20 protein-coding genes and 1 pseudogene are annotated in these 18,556 nt (G+C 66.5%); 12 read left to right on the top strand and 9 right to left on the bottom strand.

The annotated features are described in order from the left end of the window. The first annotated feature begins 251 nt into the window (after positions 1-251). From gjpA to sodC, 4 genes are all read left to right on the top strand, one after another. Positions 252-1,409 carry an outer membrane porin GjpA gene (gene gjpA / locus K0O64_RS05530; RefSeq protein ID WP_071947417.1) on the top strand — a complete coding sequence of 386 codons (1,158 nt, stop codon included), beginning with the start codon at positions 252-254 and terminating at the stop codon, positions 1,407-1,409. A gap of 95 nt (positions 1,410-1,504) precedes the next feature. Next, a complete protein-coding gene (locus K0O64_RS05535; protein WP_225933634.1) occupies positions 1,505-2,260 on the top strand; it encodes a hypothetical protein in 756 nt (251 codons plus the stop codon). Further along, positions 2,257-2,634, top strand: coding sequence for a hypothetical protein (locus K0O64_RS05540; protein WP_174714107.1), 378 nt, complete (start codon positions 2,257-2,259; stop codon positions 2,632-2,634). Before K0O64_RS05535 ends, K0O64_RS05540 begins: the two co-directional genes overlap by 4 nt. Positions 2,635-2,673: 39 nt before the next feature. Beyond that, positions 2,674-3,513 (top strand): superoxide dismutase[Cu-Zn], encoded by an 840-nt coding sequence (sodC, locus tag K0O64_RS05545; RefSeq protein WP_071947415.1) that lies wholly within the window; start codon positions 2,674-2,676, stop codon positions 3,511-3,513. Here sodC and K0O64_RS05550 read toward each other — a convergent pair. The 3 genes from K0O64_RS05550 to K0O64_RS05560 are packed head-to-tail and all read right to left on the bottom strand — an operon-like array spanning position 3,491 to position 6,317. After that, entirely contained in the window at positions 3,491-5,050 is a 1,560-nt protein-coding gene (locus K0O64_RS05550) for a radical SAM protein (protein WP_220046482.1), read from the bottom strand. The two genes, sodC and K0O64_RS05550, sit on opposite strands and share 23 nt — an antisense overlap. 11 nt (positions 5,051-5,061) lie before the next feature. Further along, the gene (locus K0O64_RS05555) at positions 5,062-5,535 is read right to left on the bottom strand and encodes a hypothetical protein (RefSeq protein ID WP_225933635.1); all 474 of its coding nucleotides are present in this window, start codon (positions 5,533-5,535) and stop codon (positions 5,062-5,064) included. Further along, complete coding sequence (locus tag K0O64_RS05560) at positions 5,532-6,317, bottom strand: prolipoprotein diacylglyceryl transferase (RefSeq protein ID WP_071947414.1); 786 nt, start codon at positions 6,315-6,317, stop codon at positions 5,532-5,534. Before K0O64_RS05560 ends, K0O64_RS05555 begins: the two co-directional genes overlap by 4 nt. A 150-nt stretch (positions 6,318-6,467) precedes the next feature. On the opposite strand from K0O64_RS05560, the gene K0O64_RS05565 reads away from it, so the two are divergent. Then, positions 6,468-7,214, top strand: a complete 747-nt coding sequence (locus tag K0O64_RS05565) for an SDR family oxidoreductase (RefSeq protein ID WP_071947413.1) — start codon at positions 6,468-6,470, stop codon at positions 7,212-7,214. Here K0O64_RS05565 and K0O64_RS05570 read toward each other — a convergent pair. Continuing rightward, the gene (locus K0O64_RS05570; protein WP_071947412.1) at positions 7,205-7,699 is read right to left on the bottom strand and encodes a MarR family winged helix-turn-helix transcriptional regulator; all 495 of its coding nucleotides are present in this window, start codon (positions 7,697-7,699) and stop codon (positions 7,205-7,207) included. The two genes, K0O64_RS05565 and K0O64_RS05570, sit on opposite strands and share 10 nt — an antisense overlap. 119 nt (positions 7,700-7,818) lie before the next feature. Between K0O64_RS05570 and K0O64_RS05575 the strand changes: the two genes are divergently transcribed. From K0O64_RS05575 to K0O64_RS05585, 3 genes and pseudogenes are all read left to right on the top strand, one after another. Next, positions 7,819-8,280 carry a nuclear transport factor 2 family protein gene (locus K0O64_RS05575; RefSeq protein ID WP_220046204.1) on the top strand — a complete coding sequence of 154 codons (462 nt, stop codon included), beginning with the start codon at positions 7,819-7,821 and terminating at the stop codon, positions 8,278-8,280. A 22-nt stretch (positions 8,281-8,302) separates the two neighbouring features. Beyond that, positions 8,303-8,941 carry a pyridoxamine 5'-phosphate oxidase family protein gene (locus K0O64_RS05580; RefSeq protein WP_096310266.1) on the top strand — a complete coding sequence of 213 codons (639 nt, stop codon included), beginning with the start codon at positions 8,303-8,305 and terminating at the stop codon, positions 8,939-8,941. A gap of 5 nt (positions 8,942-8,946) precedes the next feature. Continuing rightward, a pseudogene (locus tag K0O64_RS05585) lies at positions 8,947-10,694 on the top strand (MOSC domain-containing protein). Between the two features lie 3 nt (positions 10,695-10,697). Here K0O64_RS05585 and K0O64_RS05590 read toward each other — a convergent pair. Then, positions 10,698-11,735 carry a CobW family GTP-binding protein gene (locus K0O64_RS05590; protein WP_225933636.1) on the bottom strand — a complete coding sequence of 346 codons (1,038 nt, stop codon included), beginning with the start codon at positions 11,733-11,735 and terminating at the stop codon, positions 10,698-10,700. 482 nt (positions 11,736-12,217) lie between these two features. Between K0O64_RS05590 and K0O64_RS05595 the strand changes: the two genes are divergently transcribed. Both K0O64_RS05595 and K0O64_RS05600 read left to right on the top strand, forming a co-directional pair. After that, positions 12,218-14,080 (top strand): glycoside hydrolase family 2 protein, encoded by a 1,863-nt coding sequence (locus K0O64_RS05595; RefSeq protein ID WP_220046485.1) that lies wholly within the window; start codon positions 12,218-12,220, stop codon positions 14,078-14,080. 46 nt (positions 14,081-14,126) lie between these two features. Then, the gene (locus K0O64_RS05600) at positions 14,127-14,462 is read left to right on the top strand and encodes a hypothetical protein (RefSeq protein ID WP_220046205.1); all 336 of its coding nucleotides are present in this window, start codon (positions 14,127-14,129) and stop codon (positions 14,460-14,462) included. Positions 14,463-14,484: 22 nt separating this feature from the next. On the opposite strand, the gene K0O64_RS05605 is transcribed toward K0O64_RS05600, so the two are convergent. Next, entirely contained in the window at positions 14,485-14,757 is a 273-nt protein-coding gene (locus tag K0O64_RS05605) for a DUF6295 family protein (protein WP_071947406.1), read from the bottom strand. A 12-nt stretch (positions 14,758-14,769) separates the two neighbouring features. Next, positions 14,770-15,525: a dienelactone hydrolase family protein gene (locus tag K0O64_RS05610; RefSeq protein ID WP_220046206.1), complete on the bottom strand. Its 756-nt coding sequence runs from the start codon at positions 15,523-15,525 to the stop codon at positions 14,770-14,772. Between the two features lie 106 nt (positions 15,526-15,631). Here K0O64_RS05610 and K0O64_RS05615 point away from each other — a divergent pair, with 106 nt between their 5' ends. Continuing rightward, complete coding sequence (locus K0O64_RS05615; protein WP_225933637.1) at positions 15,632-16,414, top strand: DUF427 domain-containing protein; 783 nt, start codon at positions 15,632-15,634, stop codon at positions 16,412-16,414. A 121-nt stretch (positions 16,415-16,535) separates the two neighbouring features. Further along, complete coding sequence (locus K0O64_RS05620) at positions 16,536-17,606, top strand: sensor domain-containing diguanylate cyclase (RefSeq protein ID WP_096312708.1); 1,071 nt, start codon at positions 16,536-16,538, stop codon at positions 17,604-17,606. A gap of 3 nt (positions 17,607-17,609) precedes the next feature. Here K0O64_RS05620 and K0O64_RS05625 read toward each other — a convergent pair whose 3' ends face one another. Beyond that, positions 17,610-18,032, bottom strand: a complete 423-nt coding sequence (locus tag K0O64_RS05625; RefSeq protein WP_071947402.1) for an organic hydroperoxide resistance protein — start codon at positions 18,030-18,032, stop codon at positions 17,610-17,612. 16 nt (positions 18,033-18,048) lie between these two features. Next, positions 18,049-18,474, bottom strand: a complete 426-nt coding sequence (locus tag K0O64_RS05630; RefSeq protein ID WP_096310274.1) for a MarR family winged helix-turn-helix transcriptional regulator — start codon at positions 18,472-18,474, stop codon at positions 18,049-18,051. Between the last annotated feature and the right edge of the window lie 82 nt (positions 18,475-18,556).

Here is an 18,556-nt window from a genome sequence, read left to right on the forward strand (position 1 = left end):
TGTAATTCGCTCCCGTGACCGAGCCGGGGGAGAGTTGCGGCAACGCCCCCGTCGGCGGGGTCGCGGTCAGGTTTGCCAGAAGTCGGCATAGAGAGCGCAACCGGACGGGCCGCATGGCCCAATCTCGGCCAATCCCTGGTGAATTCACCGTTCCGCCCTCGTACCTGAGGTAGGTTGCTCTTGGGTCAGGGGTGACACGACGACGGGGAATCACTATGTATGCAGTCCCTCGGCCCTTTGCTGCCGCCGGTGTGGCACTAGTCGGAGCCACCGCCATCGCCATCAGCCCGGTATCCGTGACGCCGCCGGACATCACAGTTTCGCCCGCAATCGAGCTGGCGGCAAGCACCGATTGGGCCGACATCTTCACCAGGGCGGGTCAGAACGCGCAGGCGCTGTTCGACACCTGGCAGCAGGCGCCGGCCCCGATCCTGCAGCAGATCATCGCCAACCAGATCTCCTACCTCCAGGAGTTGCCTGACCTCGCCGGCATCGCCACCCAGATTCAGCACAACTTCCAAGCCGCGCTGGCCGCACCGCTGGCGCCGAATCTGAGCACCCTGGACCCCACCCATGGGACCTTCTACAACCTGCTTCCCGCCGTTCTGCAGCTGCCCGGCGTGCCGGATCTTCTGCATCTCGTCATCTCTCCCACCGGAGAGCAGCTGCTGGCGTTTTCGACGTCCGCGCTCAGCGGCCTGATCCTGGGCATGGCCGGTCCTGTCTTGGGCCCGCTGATCGCTTTGTCGTCCGGTCTGAACGCCGTGCGCACCGACCTCACCGCCGCAACGCCCGATGTTGCGGGTGCACTGAGCACCTTGGGCAGCATCCCGGCCGCCATGACCGACGCGTTTCTCAACGGCGGGCAGCACGTCGACCTGACGGCGCTGGCCAAGACGTTCGGCCCGGCGATCGGCGTGAGCTTCCCCGACGGTGTCGAGGTCGGCATCGCGCTTGGCGGCCTGCTGAGTCCGGGCGGCTCGATCTTCAACGCCCTCGACTTCGCCTACGACAACAACCTTCTCGGCGTGCTGCACATCCACGTGCCGCTCGCGACGGGAACCGGGGTCGGGCCGATCGGCGCGTTCATGGACTTCACCAGGACGATCGCCAAGGCGATCGGGTGGACGCCTCCGGCGAGTGCGGCTACCGCGCAGAGCGTCACGACGAAGACCACACTGGCCGCGGCCAACGAGGTGCCTCGTTCGGTGGTGAACTCCGAAACCCCCACGCTGACTGCACCTGTCACCCCGAAGGCCACCACGAGCCGTGATGTGAAGGCGGGCAAGGGCAGCGCTGGCGCAGCGCGCACCAACACCACCACCGCCAAGCGCACTCCGGCGGCTGCCGGTTCCGGCAAGGGGCAAAGCGCGAGGGCGAAGGCGCCGGCGAAGGCGGCCGCCGGCTAGTCCGTCGGCCTCCGCGTCTTCGTCTTTTTCGGCGCGCCACGAGAGCGATTCACCCGCTCTCAGGCGATGATACAAATGTGGCTAATGATGCAGATGTGACTGCGCAGGGAGCGACAGGTGAACCGCCGGTCGAGGATCCTGCTGCACAACCCGCCGCAGCCGAGCCACAGACCACCGAGCAGCCGGCTGAACCTGCTCCCGCTCCGGCTGCGCAGCGCCGCACCTGGTCGATGCCGAAGTCGCCGATCACCCGCACACAGGCCGACGACATCGGCCGCTTCGCGGTCAAGGCGATCACCGGTCTCGCCCACGCCGTCGTGGTCGCAGCCCGACACGGTGCACGCGCCGTCACGCAACTCTGGCGCGTCATCGAAGCGGTGCCCGCACCGGTGCAACTGTTCGGTGTCGCAGGCATCGGGATGCTGCTCGGCGTCGTCGGCGCGATCACGTTGCACTCCACCGTCGGATTGGTCTGCACCGTCGTCGTGATCCCGGTGTGCGCCGGCATCCTGGGTGCGCTGGGGCATCGCTGGTACAGCGGACTCGGCATCGAAGCGCCGCGCCAAACCCGGGACGCCGAACCGACACAGTCCGACCTGCAGCGGTCGGTCGTGTACGTCGACAAGAAGCTCGCGCTGGCGCTCGGCTCGCTCGGCACCGATCACCATCAGCAGGCGGTGATCGCTCTCGTCCAGGCCAAGACGGCCGTCGAGCTCACGCTGGGCACGGAGCAGGATCCGGCGAGCCACGTCGACCTGTCGCTGCGCGCCGAGGATTACGCCCTGCGGCCGCGGATCCGCGCCGGGTCGGCTTCTGCTCTGCCAGAAAGCAATTCACTGGCGGCATCGTGACCCCGCCGGCCATCACAGGGCAGGTGGCCCTCGTTGAGGACGACTACACGCTGGTGATCAACCGCGGCACCGAAGCCGGGGTGGTCGCCGGCATGGTGTTCGCGGTCAGTTCCGGCACGGGGCAGGTCATCACCGATCCCGAATCCGGCCGCGAGTTGGGCAGACTCAGCCGCGAGAAGCTGCGGGTCCGGGTCTTCGACGTGCAGCCGCTGTTCGCTCGCGCCCACACCTTCGCCGAGACCGACAGCTTCTACGGGCTACTCCGGATACCGTTCGTTGCGACCGACGACGTCGTCACCATCGACGTCGGTGACCCGGTCGAGGCGATCGCCATCGAGGGCATGGGGTATCGGAAAGAAGCCAACGGGTACTAACCCCGGTACAAATTCCGGATTGCGGGTATCCCTGGCCGCATGTTGAATCGCGCAACCGCGGCCGCGGCGCTCATTGCGGCACCCGCACTCGTCTTGGCAGGCTGCAACTCCGCGCAGAACGGCAGCCAACAAACCACTACGACCACGTCATCGGGTTCGAGTGCCGAAACCATCAAGGCCGAGCTGAAGTCACCCGACGGCAAGCCGGTCGCCAACGCGACCATCGACTTCTCGGGCGGGTTTGCGACCGTGACGGTCGAGACCGTCTCCGGCGGAAGCCTTTCCCCGGGCAGCCATGGCATGCACATTCACTCCGTGGGCAAATGCGAGACCGATTCCGTCGCGCCGTCGGGCGGTGCGCCGGGCAACTTCCTGTCCGCCGGCGGTCATCTGCAGGTCGGCGGACGGACGGAACACCCGGCCAGCGGCGACCTGACACCTCTGTTCGTGCGCTCGGATGGCTCCGGCAAGGTCGTTGCCACCACCGACGCGTTCAAGCTCGACGACCTGAAGGGTCCTGAGGGCAGCGCGCTGATCATCCATGCCGACGCCGACAACTTCGCCAACATCCCGCAGCGGTACACCGCCGGCGGCGTCCCGGGTCCCGACGCGGAGACCCTGGCCACCGGCGACGCCGGCGCGCGGGTGGCCTGTGCGGTACTCGCGCCCGCGAGCGCCAGCACGACCACATCCGTGACCACGAGTACCTCGACGGTCACCGAAACGACAGCCACTGCGGTTCCCGCCGAGACCAGCCCGACCACGACGTCGTCTGCTTCGCCGACGACCACCACGACGGTAAGTCCGACGACGACGGTGACGACCTCGACCACGGTTTCGACGACGACCTCGCCGGTCACTCCCCGCCCAGGGGGCTGACCGCGAGCAGCGGCAGCTGTCGGCCCGCCGCGATCGACATGCGTTGGCGGCTCAAGGCCGGCCATGCCTGCACTGCGCAGAACGGCGCGCACTGGTGCTGATCCGCACTGGTGCCCACGTGCACGCAGCACTGCACCAACCGCTCTTCGATCATGGTGGACATGTCCATGAACGGTTTGACGGTGATTCGCACGATGCGTTCCCCGAGCAGTCGGCGGAGCGTACGCCGCCGCCCGGGCAGTGCCGATGCCGCCATGGCGAGCAGCGTGCTGATGCCGAGATCACAACTCTCACAGATGGTTCGCCACACATCGCCGATATCGGGGTGCGAGAGCGACGACTGTTCGGATAACAATCCCAGCAGGGATTCCTTGACCGCGATGCGCAGCTGCGCGGGGAGTTCGGTGTCGGCGATCCGGTTCGACACCAACCCGAGCCTGGCTTTGAGCCCGTCATGACCGAGGATCGACACCAGTGAGCGCCACGCGCCGGCATCGTCGCGCACCAGGTAGCCGACCGAGCAGCAATGCGGGTGCGAACACGGCAGCGCGGTCAGGTCACGCCAGGTGACCATGCCGTCGGTCTGCGGTCCCAGCCGCTTGAGGACTCCGGTATGGGTGAGTCGATTCAACGGATCGATGCGCCCGGATCGGCCGGAGCCGAACTGCGGCTGAATGCTGATACCTCCGACGTACGGCGTGTCCAGAGCCAGCTGGACCATGTCGCCGATCTCGTCGTCGTTCACTCCGAGGGCAACAGTCATCACCAGCGTGGTGAAGATCTCGCGCTGGGAGAGCCGTTGCAGTGCAAGCTGCTTCATCGAGCGCAGATCGCCACCGCGGTGATGGCGGTGAGCGATCTCGGTGAGGCCGTCGTATTGCAGATATACCTCGACGCGCTCCCGGTGCTGGGTCAGTAAATCCAGAAGATCGTCATCCCCGGCGATACGAATACCGTTGCTGTTGATCAGTATTCGGGTGATGGGCCGGGAGGTCAGTTCGGACAACAACTCGGGTAGCGCCGGGTGCAGCGTCGGCTCGCCACCGGAGAGCATCAGCACGTCGAGCCGGCCGTTCTCGCGGGCGAGTCGCTGGTCCACATTGGCCAGTACGTCGGCGACCGACACCACGTTGCGCAGGTCGGGCGACGAACCCGTGAAGCAGGTCGGGCAGCGCAGATTGCAGGTCTCCGCGATGTCTTGGAGAAGGATGCAGGTGTGCTGGGTCTGCATCTCCGGTAATCCGCGTAAGTAGGCCGACGGGATGGGATCGAAGTTGCCGGCCACATCGGGGGTGTGGGCCTTGGTCGGCGCGGTCCACTCCTCCAAATAGGACAGGATCTCCGGATCCTCGTCGTAGAGAGTGCGCACCAATCCGTGTGCGGGGCAACCGCGCTCGAGCCAAACCCGGTCGTCGCGCGCGACGAGCCGACCGCTCAGGCGAGCCACCTCGGTCAGCGGTCTTTCGGGAGCCTCGGTGTGGCAGGCCGGACAGAAGGCGGTGACGTAACGCAACAACCGGTCGCCACGCAACCCCATCCCGGCGTCCGTCACGTGTACAGCTCCGGGTTGATGCCCGTGCAGAAGCCGACCGAGACGACGGTGAGTACGGCCCACCCGATCATCAGGCCGAGCCCGAAGCCCTTGCCGTTCGCGTTCGAGGTGGCGAGCAGTGCGGCGCCGCCGCCGAAAGCGATGAGCGCCAACAACACTGCACCGGCGACCAATGCACCGTGTCCACGCCCTTCAGACATGGCCAGCACGGCGAAACCGATGACGAAATTCAGCGGCATGTACAAGAACGCGCCGAGGAACGCCATCCCGACCGAGATGCGTGGGGTGGGTGGTTGCACCGGTGGCGGGTACCCGTACTGGCCGGGCGGCGGGTATCCCGGAGGCGGCGGGTACCCCGCGGGTGGCGGATTCCAAGGCGGCTGCGGCAGATAGGCGGGCGGCAGCGGCTGATCAGGTGGGGGCGGGACGTCATCGCCGTTCTGGTCGTCGCCCGGTGGGGGAGTCGTCATGCGGGTACCTCCTGCCGCAGCGCTGGGTCGCGATAGTAACCGCGACGATAGCCGTACCACATCCGGATGCCGATCAGGGCGAGCGAGGGCAGTAGAAACCATTGCGGCCGAGTCAGATCCAGCCACACCGTCTCGTTGGCGCGGGTGAACTCGACACAGAACCGGAATACGGCGTAGGCCGCGACATAGAGCACGAACAGCTCGCCCGGCCGGGTGATGCGGGATCGCAGCCACAGCAGCGTTGCGAAAGCCGCCAGCTGGAACACGATCTCGTACAGATAAGACGGATGCATCGCCTGGCCGGTCAGACATCCCGGGCATTCGGGCGTCGTGGCGGCGGCGTGCACACCCCATGGCAGCGAGGTGGGACGCCCGGGAGCCTCGGTGAGAGAGCACCCGATCCGCCCGACGGCCATCCCGAGCGCCACCGCGGGGGCGAACAGATCACCGGTCTTGCCCCGGTACCCGCCGATGCGCTTGGCGATCAGCACTCCCACGTACGCTCCGAGCAGACCGCCGAGGATGCTTTTGGACCCGTACTCCCACGCGCGGGTCAGAGTCGGGTTGGCGGCGAAATCCAGGTGCCGTGTCCAGCCGGACAGGCGCATACCGATCGCGCCGCCCACGAGTGCGCCGGTGACCGCGACAAGCGACTGATCGTTGACGGCGCCGCGCCGGCGCGCTTCGACCACGAAAACCACCATCGCCGTCAACACCCCGAGTCCGACGAACAGACTGTGCACCGGCACTGCCACCGGTCCGACATGCCACACGGGGACCATGTGCGAAAACCTATCGGCAAACCTGTGCGTGCGAGATGTGATTGCTCGGTGACGGTGGCTGCGCGGCCCTGGCCCGCGTGCCGCCGATGGAATAACGTGACATGTCACGTAGTTGTTCTGGCTATCGGTTCCACATCAAGAGGAGAAGTCATGAGCCAACTCAGCGGTAAGACGGCCCTGGTCACCGGCGGCACATCGGGGATCGGACTGGCCACGGCGCAACGCCTCGCAGCCGAAGGCGCCCACGTCTTCCTCACCGGACGCACCCAGGAGCGGGTCGACGCGGCGGCCGCCACGATCGGCGACGGCGCCACCGGGGTCGCCAGCGACATCACCCAGATTGCCGACCTCGATCGGCTCGCCGACGTGATCAGGCAGCACGGCCATGGGCTGGACGTCGTCTTCGCCAATGCCGGCGGCGGCGAGTTCGCCACTCTGGAGGAGGAGACACCCGAGCATCTCGCCGACACCTTCAACCGTAATGTCGGCGGGACCGTCTTCACGGTGCAGAAGATGCTGCCTCTGCTGAACGAGGGGGCCTCGATCGTGCTCGCCGGTTCGACCGCGGCCAGTCGGGGCGTGCCGTCGTTCGGCGCCTATGCCGCGTCCAAGGCGGCTATCCGCTCGTTCGGCCGGACCTGGGCGGCGGAATTGGTGGGCCGCAAGATCCGGGTCAACACCATCGTCCCCGGACCGATCGAGACGCCGGGACTCAAGGGATTGGCTCCCAGTGGACAGCACCAGGCTCTGCTCGACGGTGAGGCCGCGACAGTGCCGATGGGCCGGATCGGTCATCCCGATGAAATCGCTTCCGTCGTGGTGTTTCTCGCCTCCGACGCGAGCAGCTTCATGACCGGTTCCGAGATCTTCGTCGACGGGGGATCGGTTCAGGTCTGATCCGGGCGGGGCAGGGTGCCCTCCCGCAGGATGCTCTCGTAGACCGTGGCGAGGATGTCGGCCAACTGTTCGTCCTGGCGGGTGTCGAGGTCGGAGAAGAACAGCGTTCGGACCCACTCGGCGTGCAGCGGGGCCGCCGAGCGCAGGGCGTTCCACCCGGCGTCGCTGAGCACCACGTCGGTGGCGCGGCCGTCAGTCTCCGATCGCACTCGATCGACCAGGCCACGGCCGGTCATCCGCTGAAGATGATGGGACAACCTGCTGCGCTCCCACCCGATCGTGGTCGCCAGCGCGGTCAGTCGCGTACGCCGGCCCGGCGCCTGGGACAGCGCGTTCATCACCGTGTAGTCGCTGAGCGACAGCGCGCAGTCGGCGAGCAGCTGCCGGTTCATCTCATACTCGAGCCGGTGGTAGACCCGCATATAGTTCAGCCAGGTGCGCTGTTGGGATGCGTTGAGCGGATAGTCCTTACGGCGTGCCGCCACGAACCTTCTCCTCCCTGCGCATGGGTGATATGTCACGCATCCTACGGCGGTGGGCTCGAGCACTGGTGAACTGAGCATTTCTGGCGCACGCTGTTCCTGCGCCAAGAAAGGGGCCAGACGTGACGGACTCGCGACCACCATTCCCGCCGTTCGACCTGCACGCCGCGATGCAGAAGGTCCAAGCCGCCGAAGACGCCTGGAATACCTGTGACCCGCATCGCGTTAGCTTGGCGTACACAACTGACAGCGTCTGGCGCAACCGAGATCGGTTTGTCACCGGCCGCGATCAGATTGTGGAGTTTCTGACCGCCAAGTGGGAGCGTGAACTCGACTATGCCCTACGAAAAAGCTTGTGGGACTTTCACGGTAACCGCATCGCGGTTCGCTTCCAATACGAATGCCGCGACGCGGGCGGCCAGTGGTGGCGCAGCTACGGCAACGAGCTGTGGGAGTTCGCCGACAACGGGCTGATGAGCCGGCGTGAAGCCAGTATCAATGACGTCGCGATCGACGAATCCGAGCGACGCTACTTCGGGCCACGCTCTGAAAGCGAGCGGGGCCGCGATATTCCGCTGCAGTGACTGCGCGCACGAGGAGACCTTGATGAGCAAGCATTACGCGTCCATCGCGTTCACCGACGACGTCCAGGCCGTCCAAAGTGAACACGGCAGCGACACGTTCTACGGACGCAAGCTGGCGGCGGGCAAGTCGTCGCCGGGTCGCGACCCGCTCACCGAGGACGAGAAGGACTACCTCAGCGAGCGTGACGGTTTCTACCTGGCCTCGGTCTCCGAAACCGGTTGGCCGTACGTCCAGTTCCGCGGCGGAAACCCGGGATTCATCCACGTCCTCGACGACCACACCATCGGCTGGGCCGACTTTCGGGGCAACCTGCAGTACATCAGCACCGGCAACGTGACGGGCGACGACCGGGTGGCCATCATCGCCTTGGACTATGCCCACCAGCGCCGGCTGAAGATCTTCGGGCACGCCCGCATCGTGACCGCCGACGAGGATCCCGCGCTGCTGAAATCGTTGACCGACGACACCGACGACTCGGTCGTCGAGCGGGCCGTCCTCGTCGACGTCGAGGCCTACGACTGGAACTGCCAGCAGCACATCACCCCGCGGTTCAGCGCCGCCGAACTCGAACCCGCGCTCGCGCCCCTGCGCGCGAAACTGGCGGCTCTGCAGGCCGAAAACGACCAGCTGCGTGCACAACTCGACGATCCGGAGCGCTGACTGCGATGGCCACGCTGGTGTCGGTGAACGTCGGACAGCCCCAGGATGTGCTGTGGAACGGCCGAACCGTGCACACCGGTGCGTGGAAGGCCCCGGTGACCGGCCCGCGAATGGTGCGCCGGCCAACATCGACGGCGACGGACAGGGTGACCTCGGCGGGCACGGCGGCGAGAACCGCGCTGTGCTGGTGTATCAGGTTGCCTCCTATGACCATTGGGCGACGGTGCTCGGCCGCGACGATCTGACCCCCGGTGCATTCGGGGAGAACCTCACCGTCGACGGGCTGCCCGATGACGAGGTCTGCATCGGCGATCGGTACCGGATCGGTGACGTGGTCCTCGAGGTGACCCAGCCCCGCGTCACCTGCTACCGCGTCGGAATGCGGCTGGGTGAACCGCGCATGGCCGTGCTTCTGGTATCGCATCACCGTCCCGGTTTCTACTGCCGTGTGCTGACCGAAGGGGAGGTCGTCGCCGGCCAGGACATCGTCAAGATCGAAGACGGCCCGCACCAGGTCAGCGTCGCCGAGATCGACGCCCTGCTCTACCTTCCCGGACATCCCCGCGACGCGCTGAAACGCGCCGCTTCCATCCCGGCGCTGAGTCCAGGATGGAAGACCTCGCTGCAGAGTCTGCTGGAGCAAGACGCGGGAACCGGTAACAGCGGGTTGACCGGGCTCGCGCCACCACCGGCGTGGCCGGGCTTCCGCACGCTTGCGGTGACCGCGGTGCATGACGAGAGCCACCAGGTCCGTTCGGTGTCGCTCGCCGACCCCGCCGGTGCAGCGCTGCCGGAATGGCTTGCCGGTCAATCGATCGTGCTGCGGCTGCCCGTTGACCCCGACGGACCGCCGCTCGTCCGCAATTACTCGCTGTCCAACCAGCCGGGTGCCGCCGAGTACCGCATCGCCGTCAAGCGGGAGTCGATGGGCGCCGTCAGCCGATACATTCACGATCACGTGAAGGCCGGCGACCTCATCGAGGTGGCGGCGCCGCGGGGGAGTTTCTTCCTCGACGACAGCCCGCAGCCGGTGATTCTGATCTCGGCCGGGGTGGGCGTGACGCCGGTGCTCTCGATGTTGTACTCGCTGGCCGAGACTGCGTCGCAGCGGCCCATCTGGTGGCTACACGGTGCCCGCAACGGTACCGAGCATCCGTTCGCGGGTGAGGTGCTGGCCCTGCTGAAACGATTGCCACACAGCCGATCTCACGTCTTTTTCAGCAGTCCGGACGCGGCCGACCGGCTTGGTGCCGACTACGACCAGCGGGGGCGCCTGTCCCCGCAGGGACTGCGGGACCTGGGCCTACCGATCGAGTCGCAGGTCTTCGTCTGTGGGCCCGAGCCGTTCATGGATGCGGTGAGTGACGCCCTGGTCGCATACGGGTTCGACACACGCACTATCCACTCGGAGCGGTTCGGCGCGCACACGGCGATCACACCCGGCATCGTGGGGGCGGCCACCAGAGCGCCGCATGCACCCGATGGGCCGCCGGGTTCCGGGCCCAGCGTGCAATTCGCGCGCAGCGCACTGTCTGCGCGGTGGCGGGACTGCGACACCAGCCTGCTCGAGTTCGCCGAAGCCTGCGACGTACCCACTCAATGGTCGTGCCGCACCGGGGTCTGCCACACGTGTGAGACGGCACTCCTGGCCGGCCGAGTGCGCTACGACCTCGAGCCCCTGGAACCGCCTGCCGAGGGCAACATCCTGCTGTGTGTCGCCGCGCCGGCCGAGGACGTCGTCGTCGATCTGTAGCCGTCAGGCGCGGGTGACATGACGCTGCCAGCGCCGCAGCGCGGTCGCCGACGCTGGTCCGTCCGTCGGACGCAGGGCGTCGGTCAGCAACGTCCGGACCGTCGCCGTGTCGAACTGCGTTCCGATCGCGACCAGGTGGCTGCGGGCGGCTGCCGAGGCGGCGGTCTTCGCGATATGAACGGATGGCCCGACGACGTTCACCACATATCCGCGCACCGAAGAACGATGGCGGACCGAGACGCAACCCTTCATGCGGTACACGCCGGCAGGCGGCCACTCGAGGAGTTCGATGACCCGCTCCGGGTCGATCGGCTCCTCCGCGGTCACGGTCACCGATGCAGCGTGCACGTGGTCGTGGTCATCCTCGGTTTCGGCGAACAGTGCGTCGCGAAACGACAGCTGACCGGTCTCATCGGTCGCCGCCGCGACGTCGTACAGCAGAGCCGGATCGATTCGACCACCGATGGCACCGACGACGTGGGCCCGCGAATTGCGTTCCCGCACCCGGGCTTCGACCCGCGCCAGTGTCGCGTCGCGGTCGTTGTCCGGAATCTGATCGAGCTTGTTGACCACCACCAGCGTCGCCGCGCCGTACCGGGCGGGCGCCACCCCGCCGCAGTCGACGGTGTCGAAGTGCCGCACAGCATCGACCACGTCCACGACGCCACCGTCGCGGACTCCGGCGATCTCACTGAAACCGATGATGCGGGCCAACGCTGCCGGGTCGGCCAGGCCACTGGCCTCCACGATGATGGCATCCAGCCGGAGTTTGGGATCGGCCAGCCGAGCCAGTGCGGTGTCCAGCTGGCCGGCGTCGGGAAGGCAGCAGATGCAGCCGCCCGCGATCGACGCCGGTTCATCGATCTGTCCGCTGATCAAACCGGCGTCGACGTTGATCTCGCCGAAGTCGTTGATTACCACGCCGATTCGGGCCTGCGGGGTGCGCAAGACGTGGTTGAGCAGAGTCGTTTTCCCCGCGCCCAGATAGCCGGTGAGCGCGATCACCGGGATCGTCGTACCGCTGACAGGCCGGGACACCACCTTGCCGATGGTGCCATACCGACCGACCGCTGGCTCGACGCGCCAAAGATAGTTTGCTGGAAGCTATGAATCCGTCATCCGGTGATGGACAAAAGCCGAGGTTGCAGCGGCCGCGTAAAGCCTTGCCGCAGGCCGCTATTCATCCCGGGTGACGACTGAAACATTGCTGCCGTATTAGGGCCGAAAGATAGTGTCCAACCGCGTTTTCGCGGGCGTAGAGTGCCTCTGGCAATCACATCTTCCCGGTCAGTCGCGGGTCCACCGCGCAGTGCCGCCGATCACGTCGTGTCGCTACCGGAATGGTTCGTTTGCTGTGCCTAAAATCGGCGTGCGCGCGGACGGGGGCGCCGAGGTCGAGATCTAGCTCGGGGGGAAACATCTTCACCCATTACATTGCGCGGCCGTCCCGCGGACGTCGCCGTCACCCCCGGGTGTGGGCCGGCCGCGGTGCGGTGGTCGCCTTGACCCTGCTTGTGTTCGCGATGATCGGGAGCCCGTCCGCGAACGCCGTCGTGATGTGGCATCCGAAGGCTGCGCCGCTGCCCACGCCGTGGACCAAGCTGGTCGGGCCGGAGAACGCGCTGCCCGACTATCCCCGGCCACAGATGGCGCGCTCGGCCTGGCTGAACCTCAACGGCGTCTGGGGTTACATGGGCCGCTCGGCAGGAACCGTGCTGCCCGCGCCGCCGGCCCCGGAGGCCTACCGCGAGAAGATCCTCGTCCCCTATCCCGTCGAGTCGGCCCTGTCCGGTATCCAGCGTCACGACGACGAGATGTGGTACCGCAAGGTGGTCAAAATGCCGAGCAACTGGGTGGGACAGCATGTGCTGCTGCACTTCGGCGCGGTGGACCAGATCGCGACGGTGTGGGTGAACGGCCAGGAGGTGGCCCACCACGAGGGCGGCTACACCGAATTCAGCGCCGACATCACCAAGGCGCTGAGGTGGCCGGGCCCCCAGGAGATCACGGTGCGCGTCCAGGACCGCAACGACGCCAACCCGTTCCCGATCGGTAAACAACGCAACGCGCCCAAGGGATTGTTCTACACCGGCGCGTCAGGGATCTGGCAGACGGTGTGGGCAGAGCCCGTACACGCCACCTACATCAACAAGGTCGACATCAGCACGGACCTGACGACCCTGACCGTCACCCCCCGCATCGCCGGGACGCGAGGCCAGCGTGCCGTGGTGTTCGCCGTCGAGCCCAACCGGGGCCGCGTGGTGGCGGTCGGCTCCGCCGGTGCCGGCGACACGATTCGTCTGCCGGTGCCCAATCCGCACCTGTGGTCACCTGAGGACCCGTACCTGTACGACCTGAAGGTCGCGCTCGTGGACCCGTCGGGCAAAGTCGTCGATGTGGTCTCCAGCTATGCCGGACTGCGCACGATCGGCACGATGCCCGACCCGCAGGGCAGGCCACGAATCGCGTTGAACAACAGGATCACGTTCCTGCACGGCCCGCTCGACCAGGGCTACTGGCCGGACGGCATCTACACCGCGCCCACCGACGACGCGCTGAAGTCCGACCTGCTGCGCATCAAGGACCTCGGCATGAACTTCGTGCGAAAGCACGGCAAGGTGGAGCCCGCGCGCTGGTACTACTGGGCGGACAAGCTGGGTCTGATGGTCTGGCAGGACATGCCCTCACTCGAAGTGTCCCTGGACATTCCGGTCGGCCCGGCCCCCGAGCCGCCGCCCGCTGCGAAGGTCAACTTCGAAAAAGAGCTGCTGGCGATGATCGACCAACTGCGCAGCGTCACCTCGATCGTCGGTTGGGTGCCGTTCAACGAGGGCTGGGGTGAGTTCGACACCGCCAGGATCGCCGGCGTCGTGAAGGCTGCGGACCCGACGCGGATGGTGGACGCCAACAGCGGGGTGAACTGCTGCAAGTCTCGCGGCGATACCTTGGCCGGTGACGTCTACGACGATCACACCTATGTCGGTCCCGGTGAACCCCAGATCCACGACGACCTGATGAAGGCCCACTCGAAAGGCCCGGTCCCGGTGGACAATCGAGTGCGCGTCGACGGTGAATACGGCGGACTCGGACTGGTGCTGGACCAGAACCGCTGGCCGGGGCGGCCGGAAGCGTATGAAATGGCCGACAGCCCGGCGCGACTCACCGAGCGGTATGTCCAGGTCAGCCGCAGACTGGAAGACATCGTCCGCAGGACCGGTCTCTCCGGTGCCATCTACACCCAGACCACCGACGTCGAGAACGAGGTCAACGGATTTCTCAGTTACGACCGCTGGCAGATGAAGATGCCGGTTCCTGTTGTTGCCGAACGGAACCGCGCGGTCATCGCCGCGGGTACGCCGGGGATGGCGCCGCAAGATCGCCGGTGACGGCGAACGGTCCCGGCAACCGCCCGAGGTGGTCTACCGTGGTGCGATGCTTTATCGACGATGCTTGGGACCGGCCGCCGGCATTGCCGCCGCGCTGATCGCCGGTGCCACGGGCACTGCGCACGCTGCACCACCACCGCCGAGCCCCGATCAGGCGAGTGCCGAATGGACCGTCACCGACGGCTATTTCGTCAAGCAGATCGGATGCACCCCGGAAACTGCGGGCGATCCACAGTCGATCACCTGGGATCCGCCCGGATTCATCCCCGGAGTAGGTGGTCAGGGGATGATCAACGACGCCAATCCGGCACTGGGCGGGCATTTCTCGGCGTGGTGGAATCCGGTGCCCGGCTTCTGGGATGTTCAGTACGAATTCTGCTGAGCAAACAGCCGATTCGTCCCCGCTACTGGTCGCGTGATGCCAGCCCGGCGGGAGCGTGTCCGATCGCCCGGTGGATGGCGTCGGCCAGCGCGAGCGCGCTCTCCTCGGTCAACTCGAGCGCCACCCGGGCGGCTGGTCCCAGCGCGGGGTTGAGCACGTCGATGTTCACGGTGTGGGTGTACGGCGCGTGCACAGGATGATCGATGTAGACCGTGGCCCGGTCGGCGCCGAACCATCCGGTGGCGCCCTTGCCGCTGCCCTCGATGACCACGCGTTCGGTGAGATAGGTGCACATGTGTTGCCGGTCCTAGCCTTTCAGGTGAGTGCCGAAGAATGCGTCGATGCGCCGCCACCCGTCCACGGCGGCTTCGACGCGGTAGGAGGGCCGATCGACGGAGAAGAACGAATGTCCGGCGCCGTCGTAGCTGTGGAACTCGTGGGACTTGCCCAGCCGGGTCAGCTCGGCGTCGAGGGTGGCGACCGCCTCGGGCGTCGGGAATCTGTCCTCGGCCCCGAACAGCCCCAACATCGGAGCGCTGAGGGTCGGCGCCAAGTCGAGGATCGGCTTCATCGCCTTGGGCATGCCCTCGGGCGGATCCTCGACGATGAACGCGCCGTAGCAGTTCACCGCCGTATCGAACGGCAGTGAACACGCCGCCAGGAACGCGTGACGCCCACCCGAGCAGTGGCCGATCACCCCGAACTTCCCGTTCGCCCCGGGCAATCCGCCGAGGTGGGCTACCGCGCCGGCGACATCGCCCACCAGCCGCTCGTCCGGCACGCCCCCGGCGGCACGCGAGGCTGCTGCGGCATCGTCGGGATCGGCGCCGGGCGCTTCCCGCGAATACAGGTTGGGGCAAACCACGTGATAGCCGGTGACGGCCAGCCGGCGCACGAACTCCTTGGTCTCGCGGTCGTAGCCCGGCATGTGATGGATCCATACGATCCCGCCGCGGGAGCCCGGGGTCAGGGGTCCGGCCCAGTACGCCTCGATCTCGTCGCCGCCGTACCCGTTGATCATGATCGTCTCCGCGCGGATCGCGTCGGAACCCGCTCGTGTCATGCGCACCGCTCCTTGTCTGACCGCCGATTCGGCCGTCGCTGGAATACACCCGACCCGCCGCTCGTCATCATGGAAGGTGACGGGATCAAACGGCAAGGAGTCCAGTGTGAGCACAGCATCCGAGCAGCCGGCGACCGACTATCCGCAATCGGCTGCGGCTCGCGGCCGCGTGGAACCCTCACCCCGCCGGGTCCGCGGCTTCCTCGGCAGCGAGCTCGTCTTCGACACCACCGCGGCGCGGTATGTGTGGGAGGTCCCGTATTACCCCCAGTACTACATCCCGCTGGCTGACGTGCGGTCGGAATTGCTGCGCGACGAAGACCATCCACAGCACGTGCAGTTCGGGGCGTCGCGCACCTGTACCCTGGTCGGTGGATCAGCAACACATCCGTCGGCGGCGCGGGTGTTCGACGAGGGCGACGGCCCGGTTGCGGGACTGGTGCGTTTCGAGTGGTCGGCGCTGACCTGGTTCGAAGAGGACGAGCCGATCTATGGCCACCCGCGCAACCCGTACGCGCGAATCGATGCGCTGCGTTCCCATCGTCACGTCCGGGTGGAACTCGACGGCGTGGTGCTGGCCGACACCCACAGCCCCGTGCTGCTGTTCGAAACTGGCTTGCCGACAAGGTATTACATCGACCGCACCGATGTCGCATTCGAGCATCTCGAGCCGTCGGACACCCAGACCCTCTGCCCGTACAAGGGTGTCACGTCGGGATACTGGTCGGTGCGGGTCGGGGACGCGGTGCATGCGGATCTGGCCTGGACCTACAACACCCCGCTGGCCGCCGTCGCGCCGATCGCCAACCTGGTCGCCTTCTACAACGAGAAGCTCGACATCATCGTCGACGGGGTCGTGCTGCCGCGGGCGCACACGCATTTTTCGTAGGTTGTGCGTTGTCCGCTCTCGGAGATGGAGTGGGCTTACTATGTCTCCAGCAAGGAACAGACCGCCGAGCCAAGGCATCACTTGCGCTACGGCGGTGCGACGGGGGCCGCCGGAGGTGCACATGACCGCTGACCTGGCGAACGAGGCCACCGACCACACGCAAGGCATGGAACGGCTGTTGCAGGCCGTCCAGGACCTGTCGCTGGCCCGCAGCCTTGCCGACGTCCAGGCCATCGTGCGCACCTCCGCCCGCGAGCTGACCGGCTGCGACGGGGCGTCGTTCGTGCTTCGGGACAACGGCTACTGCTACTACGCCGACGAGGACGCGATCGCGCCGTTGTGGAAAGGCAGCCGCTTCCCGATGGACAGCTGTGTCAGCGGTTGGGCGATGAACCACCGCGAATCGGTGGTCATCCCGGACATCTACAACGACGAGCGCGTCCCGACGGACGCCTACCGACCCACCTTCGTCAAAAGCATGGTCATGGTCCCCATCCGCAAGCTCGACCCGATCGGCGCGATCGGCAACTACTGGGCATTCACGCGCCAGCCGACCGACCAGGAAGTGTTCCTGCTGCAAGCGCTGGCGGACTCGACCTCGATCGCGATGGAAAACGTCGCGCTGTACTCCGAGTTGGAACAGCGGGTCAGGGATCGGACCCTGGAACTAGAGAAGGCCAACGAGGAGATCCACAAGCTCTTGATCACCGACGAGCTGACCGGCCTGAACAACCGCCGCGGCTTCTACCTGCGCACCGAGGCTGCGCTGCAGGCAGCACACCGGCAGGGCTCCACGTGCGTGCTGGTGTTCCTCGACGTGGACGGCCTCAAAACGGTCAACGACGAGCAGGGTCACGATATCGGCGATGGCCTGCTGGCCGATGTCGCCGCGGTGCTGCAGTCCACCTTGCGGCAGTCCGACGTGTTGGCCCGCGTTGGCGGGGACGAGTTCTGCGCGTTCATCATCGACCCGGACTGCAATACGGTGCGATTGCGCGAACGCATCTGCGAGGGATTCGACCGGTTCAACGACGCCCATGACCGGCCGTACACGCTGTCGGCCAGCATCGGAATGGTGCAGGTGCCGGTGCACACCGCCGAAACCGAAACCGTCGACGAACTACTCGCTCGCGCAGACGAACTCATGTACGAGGAGAAGAAGGGCAAGCCGGATTCCCGGCGCCCGGCCTGATCCTCAGTCGTCGGTGACAGTCAGTTTCACGTCGATGTTGCCGCGGGTGGCGTTGGAGTACGGGCAGACCTGATGCGCCTTGTCGGCCAGCGCGACTGCCGTCTCATGGTCGACGTTGGGCAGCACCACCTCGAGCTCGACCGCCAGGACGAAGCCGCCGGCGTCATTGCTGCCGAGCGAAACCTTGGCTCCCACAGCCGAATCAGTGACATCGGCCTTCTCCTGCCTGCCGACCAGCCGCAGGGCGGAGTGGTAGCACGCCGCATAGCCGACGGCGAACAACTGCTCGGGGTTGGTTCCGGTACCCGTCCCGCCGAGCTCCTTCTGGATGCTCAGATCGACATCCACCTTGCCGTCGGAGGTGCGGCCGTGTCCGTCGCGACCGTCACCGGTCGCCAGCGCCTCGGCGGTGTACAGAACGTTCATGTCAATCCCTTCGTGTTCACTGGTTGAGTGTGTCGGTCAAGCGCAGCACCGCATCACGCAGCGCGACGATCTCGTCGAGCGTCATGTCCGATGCCGACAGCAGCCGCTCCGGAACGCAGGAAGCCTTGGCCTGCAATCGATTACCGGCTTCGGTCAGCACTATGTCGACCCGTCGTTCGTCGTCCTCGCAGCGCTCCCTCGTGATGTAGCCGACGGCCTCGAGCCGCTTGAGCAGTGGGGAGAGAGTGCCTGAATCGAGGTGCAACCGTTGGCTGAGTCGCCCCACGCTGGCGCGGCCTTCTTCCCACAGCACCAGCAGGACCAGGTATTGCGGGTAGGTGAGGCCGAGTTCGGCGAGTGGCGGGCGGTACGCCGCCGTGACCGCACGCGACGCCGAATACAGCGCGAAGCAGAGCTGGTCGTCCAAGCGCGGAGTGGTCACGACCAGAACTATAGTGCACAATTTGATTGTGCACAACCTATTGCGGGAGCGGCCGACAGCCGAGCTCCTGCGATGTCCGGTG

The sequence above is a fragment of the Mycolicibacterium pallens genome, assembly GCF_019456675.1.
In the GTDB taxonomy this organism is placed as follows: domain Bacteria; phylum Actinomycetota; class Actinomycetes; order Mycobacteriales; family Mycobacteriaceae; genus Mycobacterium; species Mycobacterium crocinum.

Bases quoted from the DNA above. Each gene is read 5' to 3' on its own strand.
- sodC (WP_071947415.1), top strand. From the start codon at position 2,674: ATGTTGAATCGCGCAACCGCGGCCGCGGCGCTCATTGCGGCACCCGCA.
- K0O64_RS05550 (WP_220046482.1), bottom strand. From the start codon at position 5,050: ATGGGGTTGCGTGGCGACCGGTTGTTGCGTTACGTCACCGCCTTCTGT.
- K0O64_RS05555 (WP_225933635.1), bottom strand. From the start codon at position 5,535: ATGACGACTCCCCCACCGGGCGACGACCAGAACGGCGATGACGTCCCG.
- K0O64_RS05560 (WP_071947414.1), bottom strand. From the start codon at position 6,317: ATGGTCCCCGTGTGGCATGTCGGACCGGTGGCAGTGCCGGTGCACAGT.
- K0O64_RS05565 (WP_071947413.1), top strand. From the start codon at position 6,468: ATGAGCCAACTCAGCGGTAAGACGGCCCTGGTCACCGGCGGCACATCG.
- K0O64_RS05580 (WP_096310266.1), top strand. From the start codon at position 8,303: ATGAGCAAGCATTACGCGTCCATCGCGTTCACCGACGACGTCCAGGCC.
- K0O64_RS05595 (WP_220046485.1), top strand. From the start codon at position 12,218: ATGATCGGGAGCCCGTCCGCGAACGCCGTCGTGATGTGGCATCCGAAG.
- K0O64_RS05600 (WP_220046205.1), top strand. From the start codon at position 14,127: ATGCTTTATCGACGATGCTTGGGACCGGCCGCCGGCATTGCCGCCGCG.
- K0O64_RS05605 (WP_071947406.1), bottom strand. From the start codon at position 14,757: ATGTGCACCTATCTCACCGAACGCGTGGTCATCGAGGGCAGCGGCAAG.
- K0O64_RS05610 (WP_220046206.1), bottom strand. From the start codon at position 15,525: ATGACACGAGCGGGTTCCGACGCGATCCGCGCGGAGACGATCATGATC.
- K0O64_RS05620 (WP_096312708.1), top strand. From the start codon at position 16,536: ATGACCGCTGACCTGGCGAACGAGGCCACCGACCACACGCAAGGCATG.
- K0O64_RS05625 (WP_071947402.1), bottom strand. From the start codon at position 18,032: ATGAACGTTCTGTACACCGCCGAGGCGCTGGCGACCGGTGACGGTCGC.